The 12586-nt window shown below is 39.7% G+C and carries 10 protein-coding genes; 5 read left to right on the top strand and 5 right to left on the bottom strand.

Annotation, left to right across the window (positions count from 1 at the left end; genetic code table 11):
* Positions 1-9: 9 nt before the first annotated feature.
* Entirely contained in the window at positions 10-603 is a 594-nt protein-coding gene (locus tag EXM22_RS14055; protein ID WP_149487132.1) for a V-type ATPase 116kDa subunit family protein, read from the top strand.
* A gap of 82 nt (positions 604-685) precedes the next feature.
* On the opposite strand, the gene EXM22_RS14050 is transcribed toward EXM22_RS14055, so the two are convergent.
* Positions 686-1486: a hypothetical protein gene (locus EXM22_RS14050; protein WP_149487131.1), complete on the bottom strand. Its 801-nt coding sequence runs from the start codon at positions 1484-1486 to the stop codon at positions 686-688.
* Between the two features lie 118 nt (positions 1487-1604).
* Between EXM22_RS14050 and EXM22_RS14045 the strand changes: the two genes are divergently transcribed.
* On the top strand, positions 1605-4367 hold the full coding sequence (locus tag EXM22_RS14045; RefSeq protein WP_149487130.1) for a TolB family protein: 2763 nt from the start codon (positions 1605-1607) through the stop codon (positions 4365-4367).
* 3 nt (positions 4368-4370) lie between these two features.
* Here EXM22_RS14045 and EXM22_RS14040 read toward each other — a convergent pair whose 3' ends face one another.
* From EXM22_RS14040 to EXM22_RS14030, 3 genes are all read right to left on the bottom strand, one after another.
* A complete protein-coding gene (locus EXM22_RS14040; protein ID WP_149487129.1) occupies positions 4371-4787 on the bottom strand; it encodes an arsenate reductase ArsC in 417 nt (138 codons plus the stop codon).
* Between the two features lie 63 nt (positions 4788-4850).
* A complete protein-coding gene (locus EXM22_RS14035; protein WP_149487128.1) occupies positions 4851-5588 on the bottom strand; it encodes a GntR family transcriptional regulator in 738 nt (245 codons plus the stop codon).
* A gap of 11 nt (positions 5589-5599) precedes the next feature.
* A complete protein-coding gene (locus tag EXM22_RS14030) occupies positions 5600-5974 on the bottom strand; it encodes an FHA domain-containing protein (RefSeq protein ID WP_168203517.1) in 375 nt (124 codons plus the stop codon).
* Positions 5975-6132: 158 nt separating this feature from the next.
* Between EXM22_RS14030 and EXM22_RS14025 the strand changes: the two genes are divergently transcribed.
* Positions 6133-7710, top strand: coding sequence for an adenylate/guanylate cyclase domain-containing protein (locus EXM22_RS14025; RefSeq protein ID WP_246157023.1), 1578 nt, complete (start codon positions 6133-6135; stop codon positions 7708-7710).
* 61 nt (positions 7711-7771) lie between these two features.
* A complete protein-coding gene (locus EXM22_RS14020; protein ID WP_149487126.1) occupies positions 7772-10387 on the top strand; it encodes a HEAT repeat domain-containing protein in 2616 nt (871 codons plus the stop codon).
* Positions 10388-10480: 93 nt separating this feature from the next.
* Here the strand turns inward: EXM22_RS14020 and EXM22_RS14015 are convergent, their stop codons facing one another.
* A complete protein-coding gene (locus EXM22_RS14015) occupies positions 10481-10906 on the bottom strand; it encodes a DUF1847 domain-containing protein (protein ID WP_168203516.1) in 426 nt (141 codons plus the stop codon).
* A 290-nt stretch (positions 10907-11196) separates the two neighbouring features.
* Here EXM22_RS14015 and EXM22_RS14010 point away from each other — a divergent pair, with 290 nt between their 5' ends.
* Positions 11197-12579 carry an HD-GYP domain-containing protein gene (locus EXM22_RS14010; RefSeq protein WP_149487124.1) on the top strand — a complete coding sequence of 461 codons (1383 nt, stop codon included), beginning with the start codon at positions 11197-11199 and terminating at the stop codon, positions 12577-12579.
* Positions 12580-12586 lie beyond the last annotated feature (7 nt).

Here is a 12586-nt window from a genome sequence, read left to right as displayed (position 1 = left end):
TGGAAGTAGATGGAAAGAAAAGGAATCCAATCAGCTCTGAAGAATCTCAATGAATATTTTGCATCTGTTTGGACATTGATGTCTGATACGACTATTTTCCTTTCAAACAATACAAAGATATTTTATCAGTATGAATCACAGCTTAGAGAGTTGCGCCACAGGTTGGAAAGGAACAGGAAAAATTCTGAAGTCTTGCAGGAAGTCCGCCAGGAACTTGTGATCATTCGGAAAGCTCTGAGAATGCAGGGTTACAACCTGCGTTTGGGATCTTTAGACCTCAGGCTGGAAGGGTTTCGAAATGATGAAGCTCTTTCTGATGGGTTTTCAAGGTGTGTTCTTTTTCTTTTGGAAGATGGTGATATTATTTACATCACGGGTACATCGAATCATATAGAACTTGATGATGCTCTTGAGAGGCGACAGGCAGCTAAGGGCTATAGACCTGTAATTGGAAAGCATTTTCTCTGGTTTAAGTGGGAGAACCGGGTTCTCATCCTCTCGGGTGCCGCATCGGAAACCAAAGATGATTTTGATGAGTTCCGTGAATATGTTGCCGAAAATAAAAGCAATATTCTCAGGCGGCTCTCTAAAATGGGTGGATAAAACAGATCCTAAAATTCAAACTAATTGGGTGGATAGGCTTAATAACAGGGATCCTTTCATAGGAAAGAATCCCTATTTCATATCAATTTTCTATGGCGTCAGAAAATCCTTGGCCGTAGGCATCTTTCCAAGCATCTCTGTATCCGTCCCTATATCCTTCCAGATAGCTGTCATTTTCAGATGATAGATCGTCATAGCCGTAGTCATCATAATCGTCATAGTCATTATAGTCATCATAATCGTACTCATCCCCTGATGAGGTCATATTTTCTTCAGTGAACGTGAATGTGTCTCTTTCCAGCATATGTGTATCAAACATTTCATAGGATGCACTGCTTTCACCTTCTGCCAAAATATCATAGTTGGGGTAATCCCCATCAATGGGGACTGTAAGAGTCAGGGATTCTCCGTCATACAAAATTTCGTCACCCAATAAATCTTCTCCCCAATACATGGAATCGCGAGATGATATATAGAGGTAGTAAATAGACTCTCCTGTCTCGTTTATGAAAGTCAAATCTTTGTTGACAGGATTAAAACCACCGGCGGGCAATAAATTTTCGGCTCCGATGGATATGAAATTAGTATCTGATAAATTAATATTCTCGATTCTATAGGCTTGTTCAATTTCATCTTCTGCCAAAAGATCAAATAGAGGAGACTCCTCATCGAAATCAACATCTATTTCAATTGTTGATTCTGGGTCCAAAATATCATCACCAAGCCTGTCTTCTCCCCACTCTCTTTCTCCATCAGGAGAGAGATAAAGATAATAGACCGGATTTTCAAGGTTGTTTTCAATGATGATTGTTTTTGTGGTTTCGGCAAATAAGGCTGTTCCTGAGAAGAGCAGAATAAGAAATATGGTTAGAGATTGCTTCATAAGTGATCCTTCTTCGACTTCCTGCTTTAAAACAGGGTATAATTTATTAAAATGAAGTATTATCCAAAATAAGGATGATACAGATGAGAGTGTTTGTTCCTCATCGAGGATGATTATAGTGCGTCTTAAGAAATTAATCCAAACCCTGCTTTTATTTTCTGTGATTGTCGTCTCGGTAAATGCTCAGTTTTCTCCCGGGGTAGACTGGAAAAAAATAGAGAGTGACCATTTCCTTCTCATATTCCCTGAGGAAATTCATGAACAGGCAATGAAAATTGTAAAGAAGGCCGAAATGGTTTACCAGAAGGAATTGGGAGATTTTGGAACGGCCCGTGAATCCAAATGGCCTTTGATTTTGACTACATCCGGAATGGTGAGTAACGGCTATGTGACTTTGGCTCCCCGAAAGAGTGTCTGGTTTGGTACTCCTGCAGCCGAAGGTCTCTCTTCGCTTGATTGGTATGATCTGCTGAATCTTCATGAAACAAGGCATATGGTCCAAATGGATCATATGAACCAGGGATTTATCAGGTTCCTTTATTTTTTCGGCGGAGAACTGGGACTGACAGCGGGTATTTATCTTTCAGTTCCTTCATGGTATCTCGAAGGAGATGCTGTTGCCGCAGAGACCATGTATTCTTCGGGAGGCAGAGGACGGGATCCTCTGTTTTACAGCCAGATGAAGGTCTTAGCCCTCAATGAAAATTTCAGCTATCAGAAATTTGTGAATCGTTCTTATCGACACTACATACCCAATCAGTATGCCTTTGGTTATTTTATGGCCTCCTATATAAGCCGGAAATACGGAGAAGAGAGCTGGAATAAAATCCTGAAAACAACGGCAACCCTCCCTCTACCGGCTTTCGGACTTTATCTGGGTGCAAAAAGGGTCACTGGAAAATCATGGACTTCATTGTTTCAAGACATGATGAAGGAATTAAAAGAGTACTGGGAAGCAGAACAAAAGACTCTGGTTTTGACTGAGAATGAGTCCATTCTGTCTGAGGAACAGAATGTGTATACAAATTATGAGACGCTTTTTGCTGATGAGAATGAAGTCTTGGCACGAAAAACATCCCTCGATGAGCCTCCTTCTCTGGTCAGAATTAATCTGGAGGAAGGAGAAGAGGAATACTTATTCCGTATTTCAGCAGAAGGGAAGATGAGCAGCAATGGACGAATTGTCGCATGGACCTGGAATAGACCCTCGCCCCTTCATTCTTTTCAAAATTGGTCAGATCTTGTTTTCTTAGACATCAAAACAGGAAAAAAGACATTTTTAACCCGTAAGGCAAGATACCTTTCTCCGGCATTTTCGGTGAAAGGAGATCTTCTGGCTGTTATTCATTGGCGGACTGACCTCAAAGCAGAAATACATATTCTAGATGGCGGTTCCGGTGCTTTAAAAGATGTGTATTTCATTCCCTTTGATGGTTTTCCTGCTTCTCCATCCTGGTCTGAAGATGATGAAACTCTGTATTTTACTTTGCAGGGGGAACAGGGCCGGGGTATCGCTTTATTGAATCTAAAAGAAAGATCTTTTACCATGATCCAAGATTTTTCAATGGAAACTGTCAAGAATATTAGACCCTGGAAAAATTATCTCCTCTATCAGTCCAATCTCTCGGGTTTTGAAAACATAATGGCTCTGGATCTGGACAGCTTACATACCTTTCAAGTTTCTTCACGGCCATATGGCGTACAAGCACCCTATGTTTATGCCCCTAAATCCACTCTGTATTACTCTGATACGAGAGGCATTAATGGAAATTCCATTGTGAAACAGGACTTGAATCCAGATACCTGGGTTCTGACTGATAGAGATGAACAATTTATTCCCTATAGCCCGGAGGGTGACTGGTCCATTCATGATTTTTCAGAATCTAAGGAAATGGAAAAAATCCAAATTTCAGAAATTCAGGACTACTCTCTCATTAGGGGTAAATTTAATATTCATAGTTGGGGAATCTCTCCCAATCTGGAGAGTATGACAGGTTTAAGATTTCAGGTTCAGTCTACTGATGTTATGGAAACCATGAATTGGGCTACCGGTGCTGAATATGAAATAAACGAGAAGAAATGGGGATCTTTTCTGGATATTGATTGGGTTCGGTCTTATCCGGTACTCAGCATGAGGAACAGCAGTTTTTACAGGACCATAGACGGTGTGGATCTCTGGGATATTTCTTCCACCTTAGGCTTTTATTTCCCAATGAACCTCAAACGGGATTCCTGGTACTATTTTGTGAATCCGGGAGTCAGTACTGGTTTAAGAGCTTTTTTACCCCTAGGAGGCTCAGGTGCGGATTCTTATGTTCCTCTGAACCCATCAATAACAGCCTATGCTCTTCTACCTGGGAGTTTTCGCTCTATTTATCCTCAATGGGGTGCCTGGCAGAGAGCCGGCAGCTATATGAATCCTTCTGAAATAAATGAATCCTATCAGATATATTCCGACTCAAGATTCTATATTCCTGGATTGTTTAAAAACAACAGTTTGAGCCTGAGAGTTTCCTTGGAAGAACAGAGTGGGCAGTACAGCCTTCCCTTTCTCTTTGTCCGGGGATATGACTCACAGAGTGATTATAGAACGGCTATCAGCTCAGTTCAATATGACTTTCCTCTTTTATATCCGGATCTGGCTGGAGGGTCTTTTGCATATATACAAAGGATGAGAGCCGCCTTTTTCTTTGACTTTGCGGAGCAGATGAGTCAAGATCGATCGACAAGAACATTTCAGTCTATAGGAACAGAATTAACCTTTGATATGACTCTGGCAAATCAAAGGCAGGGTCCCTTTAGTCTTGGATTCCGCTTTGTTTGGCTGGTGGAAGAGGAAAGACCTGTTTTTCAACTGGTCTTTGCAAATGCCTCTCTATAAATGTTATAGGGAAAAATCTTTAAGATAATCCCTGATTTCATCACGAACACGTCTGAAGAGCTCTTTCTTTTCTTCTTCCCCCTCAATTTCCCTGGCTAGGCGGGGAGGATCATCAAAACCATGGTGAATCTTATTGGTTTTACCAAGATAAACAGGACAGTTTTCATCAGCATGACCACAGACTGTAATCACGACATCAAAATCGATGTCTTTATAATCGCTGGCAAGTACACTCTTTTGATGACTGATATCAATACCTGATTCTGCCATGACCTGCACGGCGACGGGGTTTAAACCATGAGTTTCTATACCGGCGGAATAGACATTGTATTCTTCTCCATGAAGCTGTCTCATCCAGCCCTCGGCCATCTGGCTCCGGCAGGAATTGCCCGTACATAGGAACAGTATATTTTTTTTCAAGCTATACTCCTGAAGTGTTTTCCCAAAAGGATGTCAGAAAGGTCAGGGGAGAGCAAGCTTTTCTTAGCTGGGATTGCTTAAAAAACGAAGTTTTAACAAATCTTCATGCATGTAGTTTTCACCTGCTAGCAAAATGTGACCATTTTCTGCCATAAAAAAATCTTTGAAGAGAAAGATTGGAGTGTGAACGGATATTTTAAGATGTTTTGCAATTTGTTCATCTGGGAGGACCGGCAGCAAGTCTGTGAGACTGCTATCAGCAGTCTCTTCAAAATATTCGACAAATAATTCATAAGCGGTGCATTGGTAATTCATTAGGACTGGATCCGCACCCTTTTTTAAAGCACTTCTAGGGAATATATTCCTTGAATAAATGACTGGATAATTATCTGCTAAATAGAGGCGGGTGACTTCAACTATTTCTGTTGTAGCTCTGACATTAAGAAGGTTGGCATCATCACTTCCTGCAGACCTATGATGTATCCCAAGGAGTTCGATTTTAACTTTGCGGCCATTTTCTTCCAGCATGGGAATAAAGTCCCACTTTTCTGAGAGTGAGGTTTCCAGGCTAATGGCTTTTTCACGTATAAACGTCCCTTTTCCGTGTACTCTCAGAATAAGACCGTCGTATTCAAGACGGGCCAGGGCTGTTCTTATGGTCGCTCTGCTGACATTTAATCTGGATGAGAGAATGTTTTCCGAAGGCAATTGTCCTGAGGATTCAATTTCTCCCCTCTCAATAATGGCTTTAATTTCTTCGTATGTTTGCTGAACAAGGATTGGCAGTTTCCCTGTGGTCATACATCTTTCTCCTATACTGATTCGTTCAGTGACTCTTCCAGAAAAAATCGTAATACAGTTTTGCCTAGAACCAGTCGGTCGCTATAAAACATTTGAGTAGCTTTTTTAAGGAGCTTCTTATTTAAGAAGGTTCCATTTGTGGAATCAAGGTCTTCCAATATGAAGGTTTTTTCCTCAGGAACTGTAATCCGGCAATGGAATTTACTGACCTCTGTATCCAGCAATTGAATTGTGCAGGATTCATCGCGTCCAATTGTTATTTCATTCCTGTCAATTATAAATGTTTTTCCTAATTCTTGAGATGAAAGAATGAGTAAAACAGCTTTTTCTTTCAGGAATGTTTCTTTTTTTTTCCCTTTTGATTGTATGACAGTTTTATCTTTCAAGAAATCCTCCACGTGCTTGGCTCATATTGTATCATACTTCAGCTTTCTGTCTTTGTTAATATTTACAGGGAGTGAATCTTCTCTTGTATGTTGAACCCTTCATGATTTATATTTTTATTCAACATCTGTAAATTATTATAAAATCAATAGGGAGCCTAATGATGGTCAAAGAACTATTTGTTCTTGATGAGCTGGTTCGTGCCAGTGCCCTTCTGGCTGACGAAGGAGATTTCAAGAGTCTTATTTCTGTTCTTGTAGAGCAGTCTCTTGATATTACAAGGTCGGATTTGGCCGCTTTATATCTTTTCAAGAATCCAGAAAATAAGAATTCTGACTTAAAGCTCATGTATAAAAGAGGGGCTTTTGAAGTAGCAAATGAACTCCTTGCTGATACAGAGTTGGTTGAGTTTATAAATGAATGTGAAAAATCAGTTGTTTTACAGGAACGAAAACCGGGGCCATTTGATGATCTTTTTGTTCATCCATTGATGAACAGCGGCATAGCGCTTCCCTTAAAAACATCTAAATCCAGGATTGGTATTCTTATCCTGAATTCAAGGAAAGCCCTTTTTTACAACAAAAATAGCTTTAATTTTTTGGACTCGTACACTAAACAAGCCAGTGGAATGTTGCAGAACTCACGGTTGTATCGGGAATTAAAGGATTATGTAAAGAAAATAGAAGATCTTGAAAGGTATCAGGAGAGTATTTTTGAGTCTATGACAAACATTCTGATTACCACTGATGAAAATAACAAGATTGAATATTTTAACCATATAGCTGAAGAGTCTATGGGTCTGGATGAAGAGTCTATCGGTGTTCCTCTCTCTCAATATTTTAAGAAAAACTTGAGTCGTAAGGTCTTAAACGCAACGGAAAAAGTGGGAGCAACCGGACAGGAAATCCTCGGTATGGAAGGCATTTATAAGAGGAATAATGATGAAAGAGATATGGATTTTTCATTAAATGTTTCGGCACTGAAGGGTGTTCGGGGTAAACACAAGGGATTGACCCTCCTTTTTACAGACCAGACTCGTGAACAGGAATTGAAGGCTACTGCGAAAGTTGCGACTGAGGACCGCCGGGTCATAAAAGATATGTTTGCCCGTTACCTCTCAAATGATATTGTTCAAAACCTTATGGATTCTCCTGAAATGGTAAAACCGGGAGGTGGGACAAAACATGCCACTGTCTTTTTTGCGGATATCCGGGGTTATACCTCTTTTTCAGAAGATAAATCTCCGGAATATATCATTGAAGTCTTAAACGAATATTTTAGTGAGGCTGTTGAGATTGTCATCAAGTACGGAGGATATATCGACAAATTCATTGGAGACTGCATCATGGCCGCATGGGGTGTTCCCATGGTGAATGAAACAGAAGATGCAGTTAAGGCCGTAAGTTGTGCTGTTGAGATTCAAAATCTTGTAAAAGACAAGGATCGTCAATTTTTTAAAGGAAAAGCTGAATCCCTTAAGGTTGGATTCGGTATGCATACAGGGGACCTTGTTGCAGGGAACCTGGGAAGTTCCCGCAGGATGGACTATACAGTTATTGGAGATACCGTAAATTTAGCTGCCAGGTTGGAAGGTGTTTCTGAAGCGGGAGAAATCATTATAACAGAAGATACACGGAAACATCTCGATGATCGATTTATCATAGAGTCTAGAGATGCCGTCAAAGTCAAAGGAAAAATAAAACCAATACAAATATATAATGTTGTGGGTATGCGGTAATGGCCCTGACAAGAAAATCGCCAAGGTTAGGAATAACCTAAGTAGTAGATAGGAGCAGTAGATGAACCAGTTCATTCAGTTATTTAATTCTAATTCACTTTTTTTCATTATTCCCTCAGCGGTCGTTATCGTTGCGCTTGTGAGCCTGATCATCATCAGATTCATTCTTCGAAAGAATTTCCGTCTGATGATGGAAGCCGTCGCCGAAGATCATGACTTGAAAAGGGCCGAAGTTTTAGCAAAATTCTCTTTGGAAAGACTTTATAAAAAGTCTTCGAGAATCGTTGAGATTGCCAGAAAAAATGATGTAAATCTTCCCAGAATTCTGGGTCTTTCTGATCTGTGGATCAATCGGTACACAGAAAAAAAGAGTAAGAATCTTCAATCCTGGATTTTGGAATTTGCACCAGATCAGGGACTCTACTCAATTTTCCTCAGAGCATTGGATCATAAAAAAACAGCCCAGGTACTCAATCAATTTCTGGATGAAAGTACAGATTTTTTGAAGTTGAGACGCATCGCTCTATCCGGGAAGGGAGAACTCTTTGATGGTGAAAAAGGGCTTCTCTTGTTTGAGAACCGTCTAGATGAAATACGTGAAATGACAGGTGATCAGGAGTGGGCTGCCCGGTATTTTGCAATTAACATTCTGCTTCATGATGACGATGAGAGATCTCTCAGAGCTGTCTGGGAATCTTTTGAAGATTCTCATTCTTTGATCAGATCGACCGTTGTGAGGGATATTCCAATTGATGCAAAAGCATTCGGTGCAGAAGGATCTGAAAAAAATGAACTCTACGAGAAACTCTATAACCTTCTTTTAAATGATCCTGTTTATGAAGTCAGGAAATCAGCCAAAGATAGAATTGTTAAAGACTTTCTATCCTTATATTCCCTTACACTTGAAAGTTTGAACAATGAACAAATCCTTCATGTTCTTCAACTTCTTGATACAGAATCGGCTGAGGATCAGGATCTTGCATTGGGGATTCTTGCAGGAGATGATCTGGAACTGAGACAGAATGCTGCCCGATACCTTCAAGACTGTGCTGTCCTAAATAGATTAATCCGTGAAAGCTATATGAATGATAAACAGCAGCTGGAGAGGAATTATGACCTTCTGAATAAAGCTCTAGAAGTCAATGTGACTGGTTTTCTTAATGAGATCCAATCCAATAATAATCGTGGATCACTCTTGTTGGCTTCTCGTCTATTAAAGAAGGCGGGACCTCAGGAGGCTATTGATAATTTGGCCGATAGAGTTTTTGCTCAGGATATCAGTCAGAAGGTGGATGTTGAGCTTAGAGAACTCTATAAGAATACATTAGAGTGTGTTCATCAAAGAGGAAGTGACAATGCGATTGCTCTGATGAGACAGGAACTTCTCGAATCAAAAGATCATCCTGAAATCATGAGAGAAGTCCTGCATGCCATACCTGTCAGGGGTGCCTCTATTATGCTTCCGGTTCTCGAGAGTTTTCTTAAGGATCCTGATTTTCCATTAAAAGATGAATTGAGAAAGGTTCTTTTAACAATGCCTAAACCGGATGTTCAGTGCCTTGTCATGGATATTATCAGGCAGGGACGTGAAGCCTATTCCCATCAGGTACGTATCCAGGCCTTAAAGATTTTGGGTGAGATGAAGAATGCCAGTTGTTTGCAGATCATTCTTGAAAATCTTCCTATTCTGCCCCTCGAAGAAGCACGGGAATTTGCCGGGATGCTCAGTGCCTATTCAGAAAAACTTTTTAATGAGCGGGTGAAATCCATTTTGGATTCTATAGATGCTCAAAGTCGTGCGGCGGTCATCGTCTCCTTACCAGCCACTGGAAAGAAGACATTTTTGAAAGAGATCCGGGAGGCTTTGGATGATGCTAACCCGGATGTTAGAATCTCAAGTATCTGGAGCCTGGTAGAATACAAGGAAACCAAAGAGTTGATGCGCTGCGTGAATATGCTCCGTGATCCGGTAGACCGTGTCCGCAGAGAAGTGGCGAAAGCCCTTGGTACAAGTGGATCTCCTGCCGTGCTCAAGGACTTGGAAGCCCTACTGAATGATGAAAATGAGGTAGATTCTGTCATTCTTGGAGTCATTGAAGGCCTTAGTGCTTCAGAAAGTGCGGCTTCAGTTGAAATCCTTGTGAGAAAAATAGCAAATGATGATGAATACAAAAAGGATTGTATTCGCAGTTTGAGCGGGAAGAAAGATAAAAAGAGCATAGCCACGGCAATTGAACTGTTCAAGGATGCCGGTCCTCAGCTCCGGGAAGATATGACGACCATCTTTAAACTCATGGGGTTTGAGGGAGAGCAAGTCATGGTTGAACTGTTAAAAGAGGATATTCCCTCTCTTCATCACTACATTGCAGAAGTCCTTGAATCCACGGGATTTGTGGAAAATCATATTCGGAAACTCAAAAACAGAAGTTCTGCCATACGTCAGGAATCTGCATCATTTCTATCCGCCATAAAAACAAAGGCCGCTTTTAGAGGGATTGTCCTGGCTGCCAGAGATCCGAACAAAGAGGTCCGGATAGAAGTAACGAAGGCATTAGAAGTTCTGAATACAGAAGAGGGAACAGAAATCCTGAAGGATCTCGAACAGGATCCGGATAAAAAAGTTAGAAAGTATACTTTTTGGGCGATGGAACGATTGAGAACAAAGTCACTGGATTAGTCTCTCTTGTTCTCTTTGGCCTATGAATAGAAGGTTCTCGGATTGATTCTGAAAACCTTCTAATTCAAAAGAAAATGGTTCAATACCAAGGCTTTAGCGCTGGAGATCTGCAATTGCTTTTGATGGGTTGTTATTATTTGTAAAATCTTTATCAAAGAGATTTGTCACCAAAGCATCAGATTTTTTGCTGAATATCATATCATGGCCAACGCATAGGCCCATAGAGATGTTCAGCTCTGTTTTTTGTTGGTTCAGGTAATCCGCTTGGCCAGCAGGATTACAAAGAATCCTATTACTGCGTCCACCGAGAACATCTTTTTGGGTTATTCTTCCATATTTACAATCAACTTTAAAAACATCAAAATGAGGTTCAAAATATTTTTTCAATATCTGAGCCTCATATGAAAATGTGATGCAGTAAGCGATTCCTATCCGTTTGAAATTGATTCCTCTGGCAAAGTTAAATATTTCTTCTATACGGTTTGAACTCATATCGGAATAGTCAATATTGGTTTGCATTATTTTACAGAATTCTTCAGTGTATAAATTGTTCATTATTATCCTATGATAGAAACTATATATCACAAGGTCAAGATTTTAATTTCCCGGAGACCAGGAAATCTAAGGGAACAAAATATAACGAGTCTTTCAGAGTAATTTTAAAATTATTAAAATGAATGACACCAATGGAAATTGAGAGTAAGCTAAGAAACCTATTTCGGACTGTTTTTCAGGGTACTATTGGAAATCACCTAGAGTAATTGGGATGGTATCTTAGTTCTTATATTAATAACAGGGAGATCAATTTAGTGAAATCTCTTCAATTCAAGAATCTTAGATATCTCAAGCTCAAGTCTTTTAAGAAAAGATTCCTCGTTATGATGGGAATCATCATTTTTTCTCAGATAATCATCATCTCCGTAATACAGGTTTCATCCATTGAAAATAGAAAAAGAATCAATATTCAGGATGATGTGTATCGAGTCATTGATGGTTTGAACCGATTAAAAGCATATTCTCTGCACCTTAATTCTACCAGAGCCTTGAAAAGTATATACCCTGCCTGGTCTCTCTCTTCCAAGAGTTTCACTATGCAGATGTCACAGCATATATCGAATAATGAGAATCTTAAAAATGAGTTAAAAAGAACAGGATTAGATTTTTCTTTGGATCGATTTTTGACAAGTTGGGAGGCTTTGGAGTCACAGCTCTCAATTGTGAATACCCAGTTAAGAAAAATGGAACACGACAATAATCCATATTGGCATAAATCTTTGCTGGATCTGAATTTAGATCAATCAGATTTGTATTCCAAATATATGATTAAGGATACAAGAGAAGAGATTAGTAATTTGAACTCTTTGATTAGCGAGGTCTTTCAAAATCAGCTGGAGAAATTATACTACGAATTGTCTAATTCAAATAAACGGCAATATAAGATTATCGATCTAACCAATCTTGTTACCATTTTGGTCACATCAATTATAATGAACATCATCCTTCTACTGGTACTCACCTCAATTTTGCATAAGCAGGATATTCTCAACAAACAGAGTGAAGATACAATGGAAGCTACGATTCTGGCGCTGGCACATCAGGCAGAAATTAGAGATAATGACACTGGAAGACATATTGAAAGAACAGCCATCTATGTTGAGCTGCTCGCTAAAGAACTGAGGAAAGGTCATAAATTTTCAGCGTATATTACTGATGAATACATTACTGCATTAAAGAAATCTGCACCTCTTCATGATATAGGGAAAGTGGGAATAAGGGATGAAATATTAAATAAGCCTGGAAAATTGACCGTAGATGAATTTGACGTAATGAAAAAGCATGCGATCCACGGCGCAGAGACACTTAAAATTGCTTCCCACAAGCTATCATTCAATTCATACTTAACGATTGCCATACGATTAACCAGACATCATCATGAAAAATGGAATGGTCAAGGTTATCCTGATGGATTGGCAGGAGAGGAGATTCCTATTTCCGCCAGAATCATGGCGGTAGCAGATGTTTATGATGCTCTCAGATCCAAACGTGTATATAAACCAGCGTATTCTCATACTAAAAGCAGAGAAATCATCATCTCCGAATCGGGAAAATATTTTGATCCCGATCTTGTGGAATGCTTTTTAAAAATTGAGGATCAAATAAAAGAGATTTCAATAAGATTTCAAGACTATTGAGGAATTT

The sequence above is a fragment of the Oceanispirochaeta crateris genome (assembly GCF_008329965.1).
GTDB lineage: Bacteria > Spirochaetota > Spirochaetia > DSM-2461 > DSM-2461 > Oceanispirochaeta > Oceanispirochaeta crateris.
Note: the sequence above shows the minus strand (reverse complement) of the source record. Positions and strands in the feature narration are given on the sequence as shown.

Excerpts from the sequence above, each read along its gene's own strand:
- EXM22_RS14055 (WP_149487132.1), top strand. The coding sequence starts at position 10 with ATGGAAAGAAAAGGAATCCAATCAGCTCTGAAGAATCTCAATGAATAT.
- EXM22_RS14050 (WP_149487131.1), bottom strand. The coding sequence starts at position 1,486 with ATGAAGCAATCTCTAACCATATTTCTTATTCTGCTCTTCTCAGGAACA.
- EXM22_RS14035 (WP_149487128.1), bottom strand. The coding sequence starts at position 5,588 with ATGACCACAGGGAAACTGCCAATCCTTGTTCAGCAAACATACGAAGAA.
- EXM22_RS14025 (WP_246157023.1), top strand. The coding sequence starts at position 6,133 with ATGATGGTCAAAGAACTATTTGTTCTTGATGAGCTGGTTCGTGCCAGT.
- EXM22_RS14020 (WP_149487126.1), top strand. The coding sequence starts at position 7,772 with ATGAACCAGTTCATTCAGTTATTTAATTCTAATTCACTTTTTTTCATT.
- EXM22_RS14015 (WP_168203516.1), bottom strand. The coding sequence starts at position 10,906 with ATGCAAACCAATATTGACTATTCCGATATGAGTTCAAACCGTATAGAA.